Below are 17,184 nucleotides of genomic sequence, written 5' to 3'. Positions count from 1 at the left end.
GCGGCGGTATCAGCCCGCCTCTTCGGCGACGAAGTGGTTGCGCAGTGTTCCAAGGCCGGAGATTTCGACCTCGACCACGTCGCCGGCCTTCAGGTGCGGTGACTTTCCGTCGGTGCCCATCCACACCACATCGCCGGGGTGCAAGGTCAGGTAGCGGCTCATGCGGCTGATGAAAGTCCGCACACCGAACAGCATCTCCGCGGTGCGGAAATGCGTCGTCACCTCTCCGTTGACCCGAACCGTGGTCTCGGCGGCGTCCAGGTCGAATTCGGTCTCGATCCACGGACCCATGGGTTTGAAGGTGTCGGAGTTCTTTGCGCGCCAGAAGGTGCGGTCTGAGGCCTGCCAGAGTCGCTCGCTCACGTCGTTGCCGATGGTGTAGCCGAGCACGCAGTCCAGCGCCTCGGCTTCGCTCAGGTGGCGTGCCTTCTTCCCGATGAGGACCACCAGTTCGCCCTCGTATTCGACCTGCCGCGCATCCGACGGAATGACCACGGCCTCTTCGTGCGCGACCAGCGCATTGACTGCGCGGTAGCCGATGTCGGCCTGCTGCGGAATCGCGAGCGAGGTACCGCTCTGCCCAGCGTACTCGCGGATGTGTCTGACATAGTTGAGGCCGGCTGCATAGAAAGTGCGCGGCACCAGCGGGACTTCGATGCGCACGTCCTCGAGGCGATGCAACACGCCGGTCGGCGCGTGTTCACCAAAGGGCGTGCCGCGCACTTCGCGTACGCGCCCGTCTTCCAGCCAGCCATAGCGGCTGCCGGCACCTCCGGGTGCGGAGAAGTGGAGCCATTTCATCATTCGGCCTTGATGTTGGCGCTGCGGATCAGCTGCGCCCAGCGCTCGCGGTCCTGGGTCAGCCATTCCCGGTATTCGGTCGGGCCGCGGTGCTTCACGTCGGCGCCCAGCGACTTGAGCCGCGCCTGCGTTCCCGGCTGGGCCAGCGCGGCGGCGATGGCCTTATCGATCTTCGTGGCGATCGGCGCAGGCATGCCGGCGGGCGCGATGAAGCCGATGGGCTGCGCATAGTCCTCGAAGCCGGGGTAGCCGAGCTCCGCCGTGGTGGGAACGTTCGGGTAGTCGGGGTGTCGCTGCGCCGTGGTGGCCGCCAGGATGCGCAGCCGGCCGCTGGTCACGTAGTCGGCGACGCCGATCATCGGGAAGAACATGAAGTCGACGCGGCCCGACATCACCTCGGTCAGCGCTGGCCCGTTGCCCTTGAACGGAATGTGGTTCATGCGGGTCCTGGTCCGCTGCTCCAGCAGGGCCGCGGCCAGGTGCGCAGAACCTCCGATGCCGGCGGTGCCGTAGCTCACCGCCTCAGGCTTGCTCTGCGCTTTCTTCACCAGGTCGCCGAGCGTCTTGTAGGGTGAGTCGTCCGCGACCACGATCAGTTGCGGCAGCACCGCGACCTGGGCGATGGGCGCGAAATCCTTGATCGGGTCGTATTTGATGCGCTCGGGCTGCAGCAGCGGGTTGACGTTGTGCGAGAGCGTGTTGACGAGCAGCGTATAGCCGTCAGGCGCGGCGCGCTGGACGAACTCCGTGGCGATGTTGCCGTTGACGCCGGGCTTGTTGTCCACCACCACCGGCTGGCCGAGGGCGATGGCGATTTCCTGGCCCAGCACGCGGGCCAGCACGTCTGTGGGTCCTCCGGCGCTGTAGCCGACGACCAGGTGGATCGGCTTGTTGGGAAAGTCGCTCTGCGCTTGGGCCGGCAGCAGGGCGATGCCCAGCAGCATGGAGGCGCAGAGCGCGGCCCGTCGCAGGATTCGGCGGCGGATGGGGTGTTGTCTCGTCATGGTGTTTCCTTCGATGGGATGGTGGGGGAGGGCGTCTCAGGCGTGCGCAGCAGCGGCAGGGAGTGCGGCGACCGCGTCCGGCCTTGCCTGCGCCGTCGCTGTGGGCAAGGGCCAGGCGCACCCGTCGTCGCATGGCCGCAGCAGGTCGGCGCCGAGCGCGTCCACCCGCGCCGCGCCGCACAGCCGCAGGGTGCGCAGCAATTCGTCATGCAGGATGTGCAGGGCGCGCTGCGCGCCGGCATCGCCTGCGGCGACCGCACCGAACAGGGTGGCGCGGCCCAGCAGCACGCCGTGCGCGCCCAGGGCCAGTGCCTTGGCAATGTCGCCGCCGCGGCGGATGCCGCCGTCGACCAGCACCGGTATGCGTCCGCCGGTGGCGGCCAGGACTTCGGGCAAAGCCCTGAGGCTGGACACGGCGCCGTCGAGCTGGCGGCCTCCGTGGTTGGACACCACGATGGCGTCTGCACCCATCGCAGCCAGTCTGCGCGCGTCGTCGCCGCGGCTTACGCCCTTGACGATGAGCTTGCGCGGCCAACGCCCGCGCACCTCGGCCATGCGCGCCCAGTCGAAGGCCGGGTCGTAACTGCGGCCGACCGACGAGGCGATACCGGTGGCGCTGGTAGCCGTAGTCTCCAGGCCGCGCAGGTTCTCCATCACCGGCATGCCGCGCAGCAGCATCTCGAGCGCCCAGCGCGGCCGGGATGCGAAGTCGCGCAGATTGCGTGCCGAGAATCGGAACGGGATCGAGAAATGGTTGTGCAGGTCGCGCTCGCGCTTGCCGCCCACCGGAAGGTCCACGGTGATGACCAACGCCTCGTAGTCGGCGGCACGGGCACGGGCGATCAACTGCCAGAAGAAGTCCTGGTTGCGCAGCACGTAGGCCTGGAACCAGTGGCGCCCCGGGGCTTCGTTCGCGATGGTTTCTATGGCGGTGGTGGCGCTGCTCGACAGGGTGTAAGGGATACCCTGCTGCGCTGCCGCGCGCGCCAGCGCCAGGTCGGCCGTGCGCCAGCCGAATCCCGCGGCGCCGGTGGGCGCGATGGCCGCAGGCATGCCGGCCGGAGCACCGAGCAGTGTGCAGTCGGTCGAAGCCTCGGCCACGTCCACCAGCACACGCGGCGACAGGCGCCAGCGCTCATAGGCGCTGCGGTTCTCGGCGAGCGTGGTTTCGTCCTCGGCGCCGCCGTCGTAGAAGTCGAACACCGCGCGGGGCAGCCGCCGTCGCGCCAGGCGGCGCAGATCCTCGATGGAGTAGCAGCCCGCTGCATCGCGCGGTACTGGCGGGTCGGTTTTCACGCCGTCTCGGTCTCGGGGCGGGCGGCGTTGCGCGGCGTGCCATCGTCGTGGAAGAAGCGGGTCGCCATCACCTGGCAGCGCTTGATCAGGCGCGGCTCGTCGGGCCGGTAGTCGGGAATGGCGTTGTGGATGGTGCCCATGTTGTCCCACATCAATACGTCCCCGGTTTGCCAGCGGTGGGCGTAGCGGTATTCCGGCCGGGTCTGGTGCGCGAACAGGAAGTCCAGCGTCTGCTGGCTTTCGCGCTCACTCATCTCGTTGATGCGGACCGCATAGCCCGGGTTGCAGTAGAGCACCCGCCGCCCGGTGATCGGATGCAGCAAGAAGATCGGATGCGACACGGGCGGCTTGGCGGCGCGCTGGGCGGCGGTGAGCGGCGGACGGGTGCTGCCGCGCTCGCGGCGCATCATTTCCCAGAACTTGTCGAAGTCGTGCAGCACCGTCATGCCCTCCAGCTCTTGCCGCATCTGCGGCGGCAGGCCCTCGTAGGCCGCGTGCATGTTGCAGAACGCGGTGTTGCCCAGCGGCTGGCCGTCGCGGTGCGGAATTCGTATGCCATGGAGCACGTTGGTGAAGGCGATCATGCGGCTGTACGACATGTCGGTATGCCAGTCCTGGCCGGCGTCGGACAGCCCGATGGGCTTGCCGTTCTCGACGATGTTGGAGAGCACCATCACCTCGGGCAGGCCGGGTTCCTGATAGGCACCGGAGACGTTGACCTCCAGCATGCCGAAACGTTGCGAGAAGTCGCGCAATTGCGCGGGCGTTAACTGCTGGCGCGGGTAACTCAGAACGCCGTACTGTCCGAGGGCTTGCAGCAACTGGCCGAGGACTTCGTCGGACAGGGGCTGCGCCAGGTCGAGGCCTTCGACGCACGCGCCGAGCGTGGCGCCGGAAGGAATGATGCGAAGGGTCATGAAAGGGCTCCTGTGCAGGGGAAGTTCATGCGGAAAAGGCGACGGCCGGCACCAGGCGCTGCTCGGCGATACGCCAGTCGTGGCCGGGGTCGAGGCGGAACACCGTGGTGGCGAGGTTCATGCGCAGCGGCCCTGCGGCCTGCGGTAGCACCGTGCCCAACGGGTAGCGGTAGGCGGTCATGTAGGCCTCGAGCGTGGCCCTGTCGCCATCGCACGCCGCCACGTATCCGTTGCTCATCACGTGCCGGGTCTCCATATCCGCCGCCCGGGCCTCCAGCGCAAGGCGCACCGCGGGCCGGCCTTGCAGCCACTGTCCCTGCCGAAGCCAGCGGCAGTCCTCGGTGAAGAGCTGCAGCAACTCGTCATAGCGCCGCTCGTCCAGGTGGCGGAAGAAGCGGTGCAGTTGCTGGCCCAGTGCTGCCAGCAGCGGCGCGGCGACGGAGGTGGGGATGGCGTGCATGGTTCGGTGAATTGGGCCGCCACAGGTTGGCATGAAAGGCCTGGCGAAAAGTTTAAGAGCGCGATTGCCTTCTAGATCACTGGGTTCGACAATCCGAGGTTTCCAAATCGGAAACGTCAAGCCCGCCATGGACCGTCTGCGCTGCCTCCAGGTCTTCACCGAAGTCGTCCGCTGCGGCAGCTTCGTCCGCGCCGCCACGCAGCTCTCGCTGTCCAAGGCCACCATCACCAAGCACGTCGCCTGGCTGGAGGCGTCGATGGGTGCGCAACTGCTCAAGCGCAGTAGCAGGCAGGTGGCGCTGACCGAGGCTGGCTCGCGCGTGATGGAGGCCGGGCGTGAGCTGCTTGAACGCTATGAAGCCATCGAAGGCGAAGTGCGCGATGCGGTGCACCTGCCGCGCGGCGCGATCCGGGTTGGTACGCCGCCCTCGTTCGGGGCCTACCACCTGATGCGCCTGATGGCGCAGTTCACGCACCGCTACCCCGACATCGAGGTCACCGTGGTGCACGACGACGGCCGATCCGATCTGGTGGCCGAGGCGCTCGACCTGTCCATCCGCATCGCATCCTCACTGCAGGACGCCAGCTACGTCGCGCAATTGCTGCTGAGGTCGCCGCAGGTAGCGGTCGCTGCGCCGCAGTACCTGCGTACCTGCGGCCGGCCCGCCACCTCGGCCGATCTGGCGCGCCACAATTGCCTGGTGCATACGGTGAAGTCGGGCGACGGGGTCTGGCGGTTCCGGGGCGATCCGCCGCAGGAGATCCGGGTGCGCGGCACGGTGCGCTCCAACCTCGGCGATGCGCTCAAGCAGGCGGCCCTGCTGGGCGCGGGCATCTCCCTGCATCCCTACTACATGGTGTCCGAGGAACTGCGTGCCGGCACGCTGGAAGCGTTGCTGCCCGGCTGCGAGCCGGAGGCGATGGACATCAACGTCGTGTTCTCCACTCGCCGCAACATGCCGACCCGAGTGCGCCACCTGCTGGAGTTCCTCAAGGAATGGTCGCGCCAGCCGCCCGACTGGGCACTGCCGAGCCGCAACATGACTGGGTAGCGCGCACAGGGGCCGACCGAGCGTTTGTCCCGATGACGGTGCGCTGCGCCCACCCTCCAATTGAGGATGACACGCCCTAGTGCCACGACCAAGGAGTTCTCCATGCACCGTCGACAGTTGCTCCAGGGCGCCACCGGCGTTCTCGGCGCCGCCGCCCTGGCCATCGCCCCGGCCGCGCCGGCCCAGACGAGCGCCGCGTTCCCGACCCGCCCGATCAGGCTGGTCATCGCCTTCCCCGCCGGCGGCCCGACCGACATCACCATGCGCCAGCTGGCCGAGAACGCCTCCCGGGTACTGGGCCAGCAGGTCATCGTCGAGAACAAGCCTGGTGCCGGCGGCACGCTGCCGGCGCAGCAGTTGCAGACCGCGCCGGCCGATGGCTACACGCTGGCGCAGATACCGCTCGGCGTGTTCCGCCTGCCCTACACCACCAGGATCAACTGGGACCCGGTGAAGGACATCCACTACGTGATCAACGTCACCGGCTATGCCTTCGGCATCGTGGTGCCGGCCGACGGCCCGATCAGGAACTGGAACGACTTCGTCGCCTACGCGCGCGCCAATCCGGGCCGGCTGAGCTACGGGTCCACCGGCACCATGACCAGCCCGCACCTGACCACCGAGCTGGTGGCGCAGAAGCTGGGCATCCAGCTCAACCACGTGCCCTACAAGGGCAGCGCCGACCTGATGCAGGCCGTGGTGGGCGGCCATGTCATGGCAGCGGCCGACTCCACCGGCTTTGCGCCGCAGGTTGAGGCGGGCAAGCTGCGCGTGCTCAACACCTGGGGCGAGCAGCGGCTGGCCAAGTTCCCGGATGCGCCTACCCTCAAGGAGCTGGGGCTGGACGTGGTGCAGAACTCGCCCTTCGGCATCGGCGCGCCGCGCGGCACGCCGCCCGACGTGGTGAAGAGGCTGCACGCGGCCTTCAAGACCGCCATGGAAGACCCGGCCTACGTGCAGGTCCTCAACCGCTACGACATGCTGCCCAACTACATGTCGTCGGAGGACTACGCCCGCTTTGCGCAGGACACCTTCACGCGCGAGAAGGCGCTGGTGGAGAAGCTGGGCCTGGCCAAACCCGGCTGAGCCGGGCAGGCATCCGCCTTCAGGAGTCGGCGGTGAAGCCGATCTTCTTCACCAGCGGGCCCCAGCGCTCGGATTCGGCCCGCTGCGACTCGGCCATCGCCTCCGGCGTCGATCCCACGGCCGTCAGGCCCATGGTCGCCAGCGCGTCCACCACCGCCTTGTCCTGCACCGCCGCCAGAACGGCGGCGTTGGCCGCCTTCACCACGGCCGGCGGGGTGTGGGCCGGCGCATAGAAGCCGAACCACTCCTCCGACAGCAGCCTGCCGAAGCCCTGCTCGGCAAACGTCGGCACCTCGGGAGCGAAGGGCGAGCGGCTGCGGCCCGAGGTGGCCAGCAGCCGGAGCTTGCCGGCGCGCAGCTGGGGCAGCAGGTCCCCGGTGGTGGTGAACATGACCGGGATCTGGCCCGCGATCAGGTCGGCGATGCCCGGTGCAGCGCCGCGGTAGGGCACCTGCACCAGCGGCAGGCCGCTTTCCAGGCCGAGCAGCGCACCCAGGAAGTGCGAGGTCGAGCCGGGCGCAGGCGAGCCATAGCCGGTGTTCTGGGGATTGGCCTTGACCCAGGCGAGGTAGTCGGTCACGGTCTTCACGCTGGGCGGCACCATGGGGCCCACGGCCATGGCCTGCGTCGTGCTGGCGGCGATGGACACCGGCACGAAATCGGCCGCCGGGTCGTAGGGCAGCTTCTTGTAGACGTACGGAAAGATCACCATGCACGAGTAGGGCGTGCAGAGCAGCGCGGAGCCGTCGGGCGGCGCATTCTTCACGAAGCTGCAGGCGATCTGCCCACCGGCGCCGGAGCGGTTGTCCACGATGGCGGCATCGGCAAAGCCGGTCGCTCCCAGCTTGTCGGCGATGCGGCGGCCCACCACGTCGGTGGTGCCGCCAGGAGCAAAGCCCACGACCACACTGGTCCTGGCGAGCTTCTGGCTCCAGGCCGCGAGCGGGGCGAAGGCGCCCGCCAGGGTGGCGGCGGCGGTGGCATGGACGAGGTGGCGGCGGCGGATCATGCGGGACTCCTGGGAGCGTCGTTGAAGGAAATGCGGCTCGCGGCGCCTCGGCCGGTGGACGGGGGCGCCTGCCATGGGACATGCAGCGCGGCGGGCGTGGCGTCCATGGATATCGGAATCTCTCGGTCGTGGCTCAGGTCGCGCAGTAGCCGCCGTCCACCGGCAGCGTCACGCCGGTGATGCAGGCTGCCATGCCCGATGCCAGGAACTGCACCGCGTCGGCCACGTCGCCGACCCGGGTGGCGCGCTGCAGCGGGACCCGGCGCAGGAAGGAGGCGAGCGCCTGCGGGTCTTCGCGCGTGCCCTGCGTCATGTCGGTATCGGTCAGGCCGGGGGCTACGGCATTCACCCGCACGCCGGCCTCGCCAAGCTCCAGCGCCAGTGCCTGCGTCAATTGCTTCACGCCGCCTTTCGAGGCGGTGTAGGCGGCCGAGTTGCGCACCGCCACCAGCGCATGGATGGACGCCACGTTGACGATGCAGCCGCCGGTCTGCCGCAACTGCGCCGCGAACGCGCGTGCGGCGAAGAAGCAGCCGTCCAGGTTCACGCCCAGCGTGCGGCGCCAGTCGGCCAGCGCGTCGGCGTCGTCGATGCGGCCGCGCCGCAGGATGCCCGCGTTGCTGACCAGCACGTCGCACGGGCCGTCCTCGCGGGCCAGCCGGTCCGCCGCCTGCTGCAGCGCGTCGGCCTGGGAGACATCCACTGTTTCCGGGCGGATGGCCCATCCGTGCGCAGCCCAGTCGGTGCACAGCGCCTGCAGCGCGGCCTCGTCGCTGTCGAGCAGCGCGACGCGCGCGCCGAGCCGGGCGAAGCGTTCGGCCACCGCCCGGCCGATGCCGCGCGCGGCGCCGGTCACCACTACGCGCTTGTCCTGGAACTGCGCCATGTCGGACGGAAGCTGCATGGTGCCGGCGGCGGCGGTGGGGCTCACGCCTGCAGGAAGGCCAGGGTGCGGGACTGCGCGAGCGTTGCCGCCGCGGCGTCATAGTGCGCGCCCTGCGGGCGTGCGAATGCGTGGTCGCAGCCTTCGTACACATGGGCGGTGAAGGCCGGCCGCCGCTCCACCTCCGCCAGGATCGCGGCACGCGCGGGGGGCGGGACGAAGCCGTCCTCGCCCGCGATGTGCAGCAGGCAGGGCGCGGAGGCCGCCGGTGCGGCCGGCAGCAACTGCTCCAGGCCCACGCCGTAGTAGCTCACCGCGGCGGCCACCGGAGTCTCCAGTGCCATCCTCACCGCGAGCCGGCCACCCAGGCAGTAGCCCAGGGCCGCCACGCGAGCGCCGGGCGCGCGGTCGGCGAACCACTGGCGCGCCGCGTCCAGGTCGCGCACCGCGCGGTCCTGGTCCATGGCCAGCATCAGGTCGATGCCGGCCTGGAACTGCTCGGGCTGCGTCGGGTCCAGGTCCACGCCGGCCTGCTGGCGGGCGAAGAGGTCGGGGCACAGCACTTCGAAGCCAAGCCCGGCCCAGTGCCGGGCCGCCTCGCGCATGGCGGCGTTGATGCCGAAGATTTCCTGGATCAGCACCAGCGGGCGGCCGGCGCCCTGGGTGCTGGGCAGATGCAGGGCGGGCAGCGCGAAGCCGTCGGGAGTGTCGATCGTGATGTTGGGCATGAAGATTCCTCGGGATGGTGAAAAGCGCGCTATGTGCTGCGCGTGCTGAAGAGTTCGATGGAGATCACGGCGGGGTCGTGCAGCGAGCGCACGTACTCGATCAGCGTGCCGTCCTGCGCATGCAGCCATGCGCATACCTCGAGCGCCGGAGAGCCGGCTGGCAGGCCCAGCACCCGCGCCGCTTCCGGGGGCAGCGCACAGGCGCGGATGCGGTGGCGCAGGCCGTGCACCGCCAGTCCGTAGACCTGCTCGATCAGCGGGTAGACCGCGTCGACCTCGCCCTGCAGGAAGGGGGCGATGCCGGCGTGGCGGTTGTCGACGAAGACGGTGGTCCAGGTCGACAGCGCCTGTTGCCCCTGCATGTGGCGCGCGCCTTCGATGCGCATCCAGTAGCCGGTGCTGCAGGGCAGGTCCTGCAGCTCGGGCCAGTCGGCGTGCGCTTCGGTGGAGATGCGGTCTATGCGCATGGCGGTCTGGCCCGCGAGCCGCAGGATGGCCTCGATGCCGTCCATGCGCTGGACATAGGTGGCGGCCGGCGCGGCGGCGATCACCCGGGTGCCAACCCGGCGCACACGGCTGACCACCCCGCCCTTTTCCAGGATCTGCAGCGCCTGCCGCAGCGTGACGCGGCTCACGCCGAGCTGCCGCGCAAGGTCCAGCTCGCGCGGCATGACGCTGCCCACAGGGAATTCACCCGCCTGGATGCGCTGCAGGAGGTCGTCGCCGACCCTGCGATAGAGCGGGTCCTCGGTGGCGGGCGTGGAAGATTCTGGCTTCATAAGTAACGTACCTTTATATTAGGTTCTAACCTTTTAATCGGCAAGCAGTTTGTTTGGAGGGCGGGCCGCTCACGGTGCGGCCCTCCACGATTCCCACACAAACACTCGACAGTCGATCAAGGTTGCCGCCGCAGACTCCATGGCTTTGTCATGGTCCGTGACCCTGGAGTCTTCCTTTCATGAGCAATGCCCAACTGCTGGCTGACGAAGCGAAATACTGTTCCTTCGGCGATACCGTCCACTACGTCAATCCGCCCAAGATCTTCGCCGGCTGCGAGGGCAGCTACATGTACGACGAGGCCGGCACGCCCTATCTGGACCTGCAGATGTGGTACTCGGCCGTGAACTTCGGCTACAAGAACAAGCGCCTGGAAGAGGTCATGATCCGGCAGTTGCAGGAGTTGCCCCAGATCGCCAGCCAGTACCTGCACCCGACCAAGATCGAGCTGGCCAAGTGGATCGCGCAGGACGCCGAGAAGAAATGGGGCCGCGCGGGCCGGGTGCACTTCAACGTGGGCGGCGCGCAGGCCATCGAGGATTCGCTGAAGGTGGTGCGCAACGCCTGCAACGGCAAGAGCCTGATGTTCGCCTTCGAGGGCGGCTACCACGGCCGCACGCTGGGCGCGTCGAGCATCACCTCCAGCTACCGCTACCGCCGCCGCTACGGCCACTTCGGCGACCGCGCGCAGTTCATTCCCTTCCCGTACCCGTTCCGCCGCCCCCAGGGCATGACGGCCGAGGAGTATTCGGACTCCATCGTGCGTGAGTTCGCCCGCAAGTTCGAGAACGAATACCACGCCCTCTGGGACCCCAAAACCAACCAGTGCGAATACGCCGCCTTCTACGTCGAGCCGATCCAGGGCACGGGCGGCTACGTCGTGCCGCCGGCCAACTTCTTCAAGGGCCTGAAGAAGGTGCTGGACGAGCACGGCGTGCTGCTGGTGGTCGATGAGATCCAGATGGGCTTCTGGCGCACCGGCAAGCTCTGGTCGATCGAGAACTTCGGCGTGCAGCCCGACGTGCTGGTGTTCGCCAAGGCGCTGACCAACGGCCTGAACGCGCTCAGCGGACTGTGGGCGCGCGAGGAACTGATCAACCCCACCATCTTTCCGCCCGGCTCCACCCACAGCACCTTCGCTTCCAACCCGCTGGGCACGGCCCTGGGCCTGGAGGTGCTGAAGATGACGCACGAGATCGACTTCGGCCAGCAGGTGCGCGAGCGCGGCGCCTACTTCCTCGACGGCCTGAAGGACCTGCAGAAGCGCCACAAGGAAATCGGCGACGTCGACGGTCTGGGCCTGGCCCTGCGCGCCGAGATCTGCACCGAAGACGGCTTCACGCCCAACCGCGCGCTGCTCGACAAGATGGTTGACTTGGGCCTGGAAGGCACGCTCGAATACAAGGGCCAGAAGCGCGGCCTGGTGCTGGACGTGGGCGGCTACTACAAGAACGTGATCACCTTCGCGCCCTCGCTGGAAATCACCCATGCCGAAATCGACGAGGCGCTGGTCCTGCTGGAGCAGTTGCTGCTCCGCGCCAAGAAGGCCTGAGAAGGCGTGAACGCACCCGCCGCCTTCTGCCGGAGGGCGGCGGTGCAGGGTTGTTTGCTATGTTTATTATAGCTAGAAGCCCAGGTAGAACCTGGGCTTTGGCCACTTTTTATTCGGAATTGCCAGCGCGGCCCGGCGTTCTTGCCCGATGACCTTTCGCTTCCAGCTCGAACCGCCATCGCTCATCGAGCACTTCCTGCGCCATCCGCCGCAGGGCTTTGCGCTGCTGCCCGGTGTCGGCGCGCCCGCATTTGCCGCGCCCTTCGACCTGCTGACCACGGCCGACGACGACCTGAAGCGCCGCGCCGCCGCCCTGCCGCTGCACCGCCATTGGGCGCGCCTGCTGCGCATCCGCACCGCCTTCGTCGGCACCACCGTGTCCGAATACGCGCTGGTCCCGCCCGAACTGCCCGCCGCCGCGCTGCCCGCCGCGGTGCGCGCCGCGCTGGCGCCGGGGCATCGGCTCAGCATCATCAAGGACCTCCCCCGGCAGTCGCCGCTGCTGACCGCCGGGGACAACGTCTTTGCCGATGCGCTGGCCGAGGCCTGCCGGCAGCAGGGCTTCATCCTGGTCGAAGGCCAGGCGCTGGCCTATGTGACGATCGACTTCGCCGACATCGACGCCTACCTCGCGCGCCTGTCCACCAGCCGGCGCAAGAACCTCAAGCGCAAGCTGCGCAGCCGCGCCGGGCTGCAGGTGCGCCGCATCCCCACCGGCGCCGCCTTCGCCGATGACGCCTTGGTCGATGCCTTCTTTGCGCTATACGAAGGCGTCTACGCGCAGAGCGAAGTCCACTTCGACCGCCTCACGCGCGATTTCTTCGCCGCCGTGCTGCGCGACGAGAGCAGCGGCGGCATCGTCTTCGAGTACCGCCGCGCGGCCGACGGCATGCTGCTCGGCTGGAACCTGTGCTTCGAGCACGGCGGCAAGCTGATCGACAAGTACATCGGCTTTGCCTACCCCGCCGCGCGCGAAGCCAACCTGTACTTCGTGAGCTGGATGGTCAACCTCGAATACGCCATCGGGCGCGGCCTCAGCCACTACGTCGCCGGCTGGACCGACCCCGAGGTGAAGGCCCAGCTCGGCGCGCGGTTCAGCTTCACCCGCCACGCCGTCTACATCCGCAACCCGCTGCTGCGCGCCCTGGGCCGCCGCTTCGCCGGCCGCTTCGAGAGCGACCGGCAATGGAGCGAGGCGGCATGAGCGCGCCGCCCGCCATCCTCGATCTGGACCACTCCGTCGGCCCGTTGCCTGGCGAGCAGCGCATCGCGCTGGCCGACTGGCAGGAGGCGATCCGCTTCGGCTGCGCCCTGCCGCGCATGCGCGCCTTCGCGCAGGTGCTGGAGCAGCGCATGCCGCCGTTCCGCGAGCACGGCACCGTGTTCATGGGCAGCGGCGACTTCCACCACCTGAGCGGCCCGCTGATCGCGCGCTGCATCGCCGCGCAGGCCCACGCGGCGCAGCGCCCGCTGCGCATCGTCGTGCTGGACAACCACCCCGACAACATGCGCTTTCCGTTCGGCGTGCACTGCGGCTCCTGGGTGCGCCGGGTCGCGCTGCTGCCGCAGGTCGCCCATGTGCACGTGGCCGGCATCACCTCGGGCGACATCGGCCGGAGCCACTGCTGGGAGAACTACCTGGCACCCCTGCGCGCCGGCAAGCTCAGCTACTGGAGCGTGGGCGTGGACACCGGCTGGTCGCGCTGGCTCGGCCTGGGCCGCGCCTTCCGCGGCTTCGCCGATGAAAACGCGCTCATCGCCGCCCTGTGCGCCGAACTGTCCGCCAACCCACAGCCCACCTACCTCAGCATCGACAAGGACGCCTTCGCCCCCGACGTGGTCCGCACCAACTGGGACCAGGGCCTGCTGCGCGAGGAACATGCAGAGGCCGTGATCGCCGCACTGCGCGGCCAGCTCGCCGGCAGCGACGTCACCGGCGACGTATCGTCCTACCGCTACCGCACTGCGTGGAAGCGCTGGCTCAGCGCGGGCGATGGTCAGCAGACCGAGATCGCCCCGGCGCAACTGCGCGCCTGGCAGGCGGGGCAGGGCGTGTTCAACCAGCGCTTGCTGGCGTGGCTGGGGCGGGGGTGATGGGGGGCTCGCCGCGGATGGGCGAGTTCCCTCTTTGTCAATTCAGCTCGCGCAGGGCATGAACTTCTCTCTACACGACTTCTCGGATATTCCGATACAACAGTGGATGAGGCTGCTGAACCATCCAGACGTAGTCCAGATGGGGGTTCGAGTTCGTTGGAGATGTTGTCCTTGACGGGCAGCGTTTTCTGAAATTCCGAATCACCGTATAAGAGCTGGAGGCCCTACCACTGGGCCTGCCCTCACCCCAACCCTCTGCCCGCGGGAGAAGGGGCAAGACAGGATCGTCCGCCTGCATGTAGCAGGCGCCATTCGCCGGCGCCAGTTCAGGTAGGATCGCGCGCCCCGCCCGCCCCGCCCGCCCCGCCCCTCCATGCCCCAGATCGTTGCCGACCGCCTGGTCAAGACCTACCGCGTGTCCGAGCGCGATCCGGGCGTGCTGGGCGCGCTGCGCGGCCTGGTGCAGCGCCGGCATCGCACGGTGCAGGCGCTGGCGGGGGTGTCGTTCGCGCTGGAGCGCGGCGAGCTGCTGGGCTTCATCGGGCCGAATGGGGCGGGCAAGTCGACCACCATCAAGATCCTTGCGGGCATCCTGCGGCCCGACGGCGGGCGGGTGGAGGTCGATGGGCAGGACCCGTTCGCCGACCGCGAGCGCCACGTGGCGCGCATCGGCGTGGTTTTTGGCCAGCGCACGCAGCTGTGGTGGGACCTGCCGGTGGGCGACGGCTTCGACCTGCTGCGCGACATCTACCGCGTCGATGCGCAGCGCTACCGCCGCACGCGCGACGAGCTGGTGGCGCTGCTGCACCTGGAGCGGGTGCTGGACCAGCCGGTGCGGCAGCTGTCGCTGGGCCAGCGCATGCGCGCGGAGATCGCGGCGGCGCTGCTGCACGAGCCCGACATCCTGTTCCTCGACGAGCCGACCATCGGACTCGACGCGCCCTCCAAGCTCGCGGTGCGCGACTTCGTGCGCCGCGCCAACCGCGAGCGCGGCACCACGGTGCTGCTGACCACGCATGACATGCACGACATCGAGGCGCTGGCCCGGCGCGTGATCATCATCGGCCATGGGCGCGTGCTGGCCGACGGCCCGGTGGAGGCGCTGCGCGCGCAGGTGCTGGCCGAGCGGCGGCTGGTGGTCGATTTCGCGCAGGGCGCGGAGCTGCCGGCGCAGGTGGACGGTGCGCGGGTGCACGCGCGCGAGGGGCAGACGCTGGTGCTCGACTTCGACCCGGCGGTGACCACGGCGCCCGCGCTGATCGCGCGCATCGCGGGCGCGCATGCGGTGCAAGACATCCGGCTCGAAGGCCTGGCGATCGAAGCCGTGATCGCCCGCTTCTACGCCCTGCACGGCGCCGACGAGGGGTGAGCTTGCACGAGCGCGCGCGCCCCTACGTCGCGGCGTTCACGTCGCGCTTCCTGCAGATGCTGCAGTACCGCAGCGCCGCGCTCGCGGGCTTTGCCACGCAGTGCTGGTGGGGCGGCATCAAGGTGATGGTGTTCGCGGCCTTCTATGGCGGTGCGGGTGCAGGCGCGCCGATGTCGCTGGCGCAGGCCATCACCTACACCTGGCTCGCGCAGGGGCTGCTGGTGCTGCTGCCGTGGCTGGGCGACCCGGAGGTGGCGCAGGCGGTGCGCACCGGCGCGGTCGCCTATGACCGGCTGCGCCCGGTGGACGCCTACGCCCTGTGGTTCGCGCGCAGCGCCGGCTGGATCGCCGCGCGCGTGCTGCCGCGCGTGGCGCTGATGGCGGCCTTTGCGATGCTCGCGCTGCCGCTCGTGGGGCTCGGCGCATGGGCCTGGCAGCCGCCGGTGAGCGTGGCGGCGGGGCTGGCGTTCCTGCTCTCTGCGCTGCTCGCGCTGCTGCTGTCGGCCGCGATGGTGATGCTGCTCAACGTGGCGGCGACGGCGGCGCTGAACGAGCGCGGCATCAGCGCCGTGGCGACGCCGGTGGTCATCGTGTTCTCGGGCAACCTGCTGCCGCTCGCCTTGCTGCCCGACGGCTGGCAGACCGCGTTGCTGCTGCAGCCGCTGGCCGGGCTGATGGACATCCCGGCGCGGCTGTACTTCGGGCAACTGAGCGGCTGGCAGGCGCTGGGCGGGCTGGGGCTGCAGGGCTTCTGGGCCGTGGTGCTGGTGGCGCTGGGGCGTCTTGCCATGGGGCGCACGATGCGCGGCCTGCAGATCCAGGGCGGCTGAGATGGGCTCGCTTGCGCTGTTCCTGCGGCTGGTGCGGGCCTCCATCGGCTCCCAGGCGCGCTACCCGGCCTCGGCGCTGCTGCTGACCGTGGGCCAGCTGCTCGGCACCGGCATCGAGGTGGTGGCGGTGTGGGCGCTGTTCCACCGCTTCGGCGAGGTGCAGGGCTGGCGCATCGGCGAGGTGGCGCTGTTCTATGGGCTGGTGAACTGCATGTTCGCGCTGGCCGACGCGCTGGGCCGGGGCTTCGACGTGCTGGGCACGGAGTTCCTGCGCACCGGCGCCTTCGACCGCCTGCTGCTGCGCCCGCGTCCGCTCGCGCTGCAACTCATGGGGCACGACTTCCGGATCAGCCGCGCGGGCCGGCTGCTGCAGGGGCTGGGGGTTCTGATCTTCGCCACGTACCAGGCGCACATCGCCTGGACGCCGGCCGCGGTGGCGATCGCGCTGTTGGCCGTGGCCGGCGGCGTGGCGCTGTTTCTCGGCATTCTGGTCTTGCAGGGAACGCTGGCCTTCTGGACGGTGGAGAGCCTGGAGATCGCCAACGTGCTCACCTACGGCGGCGTGCAGGCGGCGCAGTACCCGCTGGCGCTGTACGCGCGGTGGTTCCGCCGCGTGCTGACCTTCATCGTGCCGCTGGCCTGCGTGGCCTATTACCCGGCGCTGGCGATCCTGGGCAAGCCGGACCCGCTGGGCGCGCCGGGCTGGGTCGGGCTGGTGTCGCCGCTGGCGGGCTTCGCGTTCCTGGCGGTGGCGTTGCGGGCGTGGGGGCGCGGGCTGCGCCGCTATGCGTCCACGGGGAGCTGATGGCGAAATTGATAGCGTGCAGCCCTAGGGCCATCTGGCTTTCAGATACTTTCAATAATGAAACGTAGGCTAGTCTAGGGCTTCATGCTATCAATATTGATGAGCGCGGCGCAGATCCGCTCGAAGCGGGCCTCGTCCAGCCACGGGCTGTTGCTCACCGCCAGCAGGCGCGCCGCCAGCGCGCGCGCGTGGGGCAGCGCTGTGGGCGCGGCGGGCGGCACGGCGGCGGCGTACTGCGGGTAGTCCGGCAGGGCGTGCACGAAGGGCAGGCCCAGGCCCAGGCCGGCGCCCCAGTGGTCGCGCAGCAACGCATCACGCCTTGCCTGGTCCGGCAGCAGCAGCAGCAGCACCGGCCAGGTGCCGGCGGCGCCGGGCGCGGCGGGGCTGTCGGCCAGCAGCGTGATGCCGGGGATGCGCGCCAGCCGCGCGCGCCGCCGCGCCGCGCGCTGTCTCTTATACACATCTAAAAAGGGGGGGGGGGGGGGGGGGGGGGGGGGGGGGGGGGGGGGGGGGGGGGGGGGG

17 protein-coding genes and 1 pseudogene are annotated in these 17,184 nt (G+C 69.4%); 8 read left to right on the top strand and 10 right to left on the bottom strand.

All coding sequences use genetic code 11. The features are described 5' to 3' along the window. Positions 1–9 precede the first annotated feature (9 nt). From JHD63_RS01250 to JHD63_RS01230, 5 genes are read right to left on the bottom strand one after another with little or no spacing between them, the layout of a single operon-like run. Entirely contained in the window at positions 10–801 is a 792-nt protein-coding gene (locus JHD63_RS01250) for a fumarylacetoacetate hydrolase family protein (RefSeq protein WP_198968843.1), read from the bottom strand. Beyond that, positions 801–1,805 carry a Bug family tripartite tricarboxylate transporter substrate binding protein gene (locus JHD63_RS01245; RefSeq protein ID WP_198968842.1) on the bottom strand — a complete coding sequence of 335 codons (1,005 nt, stop codon included), beginning with the start codon at positions 1,803–1,805 and terminating at the stop codon, positions 801–803. Before JHD63_RS01245 ends, JHD63_RS01250 begins: the two co-directional genes overlap by 1 nt. Before the next feature lie 36 nt (positions 1,806–1,841). Beyond that, positions 1,842–3,101, bottom strand: a complete 1,260-nt coding sequence (locus JHD63_RS01240; protein WP_198968841.1) for an alpha-hydroxy acid oxidase — start codon at positions 3,099–3,101, stop codon at positions 1,842–1,844. Then, positions 3,098–4,018 (bottom strand): TauD/TfdA dioxygenase family protein, encoded by a 921-nt coding sequence (locus tag JHD63_RS01235; protein ID WP_198968840.1) that lies wholly within the window; start codon positions 4,016–4,018, stop codon positions 3,098–3,100. Before JHD63_RS01235 ends, JHD63_RS01240 begins: the two co-directional genes overlap by 4 nt. 25 nt (positions 4,019–4,043) lie before the next feature. Further along, on the bottom strand, positions 4,044–4,478 hold the full coding sequence (locus JHD63_RS01230; protein ID WP_198968839.1) for a nuclear transport factor 2 family protein: 435 nt from the start codon (positions 4,476–4,478) through the stop codon (positions 4,044–4,046). Between the two features lie 127 nt (positions 4,479–4,605). On the opposite strand from JHD63_RS01230, the gene JHD63_RS01225 reads away from it, so the two are divergent. Both JHD63_RS01225 and JHD63_RS01220 read left to right on the top strand, forming a co-directional pair. Further along, positions 4,606–5,529, top strand: coding sequence for a LysR family transcriptional regulator (locus JHD63_RS01225; RefSeq protein WP_198968838.1), 924 nt, complete (start codon positions 4,606–4,608; stop codon positions 5,527–5,529). Positions 5,530–5,631: 102 nt separating this feature from the next. Continuing rightward, positions 5,632–6,615, top strand: a complete 984-nt coding sequence (locus JHD63_RS01220) for a tripartite tricarboxylate transporter substrate binding protein (RefSeq protein ID WP_198968837.1) — start codon at positions 5,632–5,634, stop codon at positions 6,613–6,615. 19 nt (positions 6,616–6,634) lie between these two features. Here the strand turns inward: JHD63_RS01220 and JHD63_RS01215 are convergent, their stop codons facing one another. From JHD63_RS01215 to JHD63_RS01200, 4 genes are all read right to left on the bottom strand, one after another. Further along, a complete protein-coding gene (locus tag JHD63_RS01215) occupies positions 6,635–7,624 on the bottom strand; it encodes a Bug family tripartite tricarboxylate transporter substrate binding protein (protein ID WP_198968836.1) in 990 nt (329 codons plus the stop codon). A 133-nt stretch (positions 7,625–7,757) separates the two neighbouring features. Beyond that, positions 7,758–8,555, bottom strand: coding sequence for an SDR family NAD(P)-dependent oxidoreductase (locus JHD63_RS01210; RefSeq protein WP_370590364.1), 798 nt, complete (start codon positions 8,553–8,555; stop codon positions 7,758–7,760). Then, positions 8,552–9,235, bottom strand: coding sequence for a dienelactone hydrolase family protein (locus tag JHD63_RS01205; RefSeq protein WP_198968835.1), 684 nt, complete (start codon positions 9,233–9,235; stop codon positions 8,552–8,554). Before JHD63_RS01205 ends, JHD63_RS01210 begins: the two co-directional genes overlap by 4 nt. 29 nt (positions 9,236–9,264) lie before the next feature. After that, positions 9,265–10,014: a GntR family transcriptional regulator gene (locus JHD63_RS01200; RefSeq protein WP_198968834.1), complete on the bottom strand. Its 750-nt coding sequence runs from the start codon at positions 10,012–10,014 to the stop codon at positions 9,265–9,267. Positions 10,015–10,193: 179 nt separating this feature from the next. Between JHD63_RS01200 and JHD63_RS01195 the strand changes: the two genes are divergently transcribed. From JHD63_RS01195 to JHD63_RS01170, 6 genes are all read left to right on the top strand, one after another. Continuing rightward, a complete protein-coding gene (locus JHD63_RS01195; RefSeq protein ID WP_198968833.1) occupies positions 10,194–11,564 on the top strand; it encodes an aspartate aminotransferase family protein in 1,371 nt (456 codons plus the stop codon). 148 nt (positions 11,565–11,712) lie between these two features. Then, positions 11,713–12,768, top strand: coding sequence for a GNAT family N-acetyltransferase (locus tag JHD63_RS01190; protein WP_198968832.1), 1,056 nt, complete (start codon positions 11,713–11,715; stop codon positions 12,766–12,768). Then, complete coding sequence (locus tag JHD63_RS01185; protein WP_198968831.1) at positions 12,750–13,658, top strand: hypothetical protein; 909 nt, start codon at positions 12,750–12,752, stop codon at positions 13,656–13,658. The genes JHD63_RS01190 and JHD63_RS01185 overlap by 19 nt, the downstream gene beginning before the upstream one ends. A gap of 373 nt (positions 13,659–14,031) precedes the next feature. Then, a complete protein-coding gene (locus JHD63_RS01180; protein ID WP_198968830.1) occupies positions 14,032–15,027 on the top strand; it encodes an ABC transporter ATP-binding protein in 996 nt (331 codons plus the stop codon). A gap of 56 nt (positions 15,028–15,083) precedes the next feature. Then, positions 15,084–15,857 (top strand): ABC transporter permease, encoded by a 774-nt coding sequence (locus JHD63_RS01175; RefSeq protein ID WP_233167483.1) that lies wholly within the window; start codon positions 15,084–15,086, stop codon positions 15,855–15,857. 1 nt (position 15,858) lies between these two features. Further along, positions 15,859–16,662: an ABC transporter permease gene (locus JHD63_RS01170; RefSeq protein ID WP_198968828.1), complete on the top strand. Its 804-nt coding sequence runs from the start codon at positions 15,859–15,861 to the stop codon at positions 16,660–16,662. Positions 16,663–16,736: 74 nt separating this feature from the next. Here JHD63_RS01170 and JHD63_RS01165 read toward each other — a convergent pair. Next, a pseudogene (locus JHD63_RS01165) lies at positions 16,737–17,184 on the bottom strand (hypothetical protein); the annotation flags it as partial.

It is taken from the genome of Xylophilus sp. ASV27, from assembly GCF_016428875.1.
Classification (GTDB): Bacteria; Pseudomonadota; Gammaproteobacteria; order Burkholderiales; family Burkholderiaceae_C; genus Xylophilus.
This window is presented reverse-complemented; position numbering and strand designations above follow the sequence as displayed.

Bases quoted from the DNA above. Each gene is read 5' to 3' on its own strand.
- JHD63_RS01170 (WP_198968828.1), top strand. From the start codon at position 15,859: ATGGGCTCGCTTGCGCTGTTCCTGCGGCTGGTGCGGGCCTCCATCGGC.
- JHD63_RS01175 (WP_233167483.1), top strand. From the start codon at position 15,084: ATGCTGCAGTACCGCAGCGCCGCGCTCGCGGGCTTTGCCACGCAGTGC.
- JHD63_RS01235 (WP_198968840.1), bottom strand. From the start codon at position 4,018: ATGACCCTTCGCATCATTCCTTCCGGCGCCACGCTCGGCGCGTGCGTC.
- JHD63_RS01250 (WP_198968843.1), bottom strand. From the start codon at position 801: ATGAAATGGCTCCACTTCTCCGCACCCGGAGGTGCCGGCAGCCGCTAT.
- JHD63_RS01225 (WP_198968838.1), top strand. From the start codon at position 4,606: ATGGACCGTCTGCGCTGCCTCCAGGTCTTCACCGAAGTCGTCCGCTGC.
- JHD63_RS01180 (WP_198968830.1), top strand. From the start codon at position 14,032: ATGCCCCAGATCGTTGCCGACCGCCTGGTCAAGACCTACCGCGTGTCC.
- JHD63_RS01245 (WP_198968842.1), bottom strand. From the start codon at position 1,805: ATGACGAGACAACACCCCATCCGCCGCCGAATCCTGCGACGGGCCGCG.
- JHD63_RS01215 (WP_198968836.1), bottom strand. From the start codon at position 7,624: ATGATCCGCCGCCGCCACCTCGTCCATGCCACCGCCGCCGCCACCCTG.
- JHD63_RS01205 (WP_198968835.1), bottom strand. From the start codon at position 9,235: ATGCCCAACATCACGATCGACACTCCCGACGGCTTCGCGCTGCCCGCC.
- JHD63_RS01185 (WP_198968831.1), top strand. From the start codon at position 12,750: ATGGAGCGAGGCGGCATGAGCGCGCCGCCCGCCATCCTCGATCTGGAC.
- JHD63_RS01190 (WP_198968832.1), top strand. From the start codon at position 11,713: ATGACCTTTCGCTTCCAGCTCGAACCGCCATCGCTCATCGAGCACTTC.
- JHD63_RS01230 (WP_198968839.1), bottom strand. From the start codon at position 4,478: ATGCACGCCATCCCCACCTCCGTCGCCGCGCCGCTGCTGGCAGCACTG.
- JHD63_RS01195 (WP_198968833.1), top strand. From the start codon at position 10,194: ATGAGCAATGCCCAACTGCTGGCTGACGAAGCGAAATACTGTTCCTTC.
- JHD63_RS01220 (WP_198968837.1), top strand. From the start codon at position 5,632: ATGCACCGTCGACAGTTGCTCCAGGGCGCCACCGGCGTTCTCGGCGCC.
- JHD63_RS01200 (WP_198968834.1), bottom strand. From the start codon at position 10,014: ATGAAGCCAGAATCTTCCACGCCCGCCACCGAGGACCCGCTCTATCGC.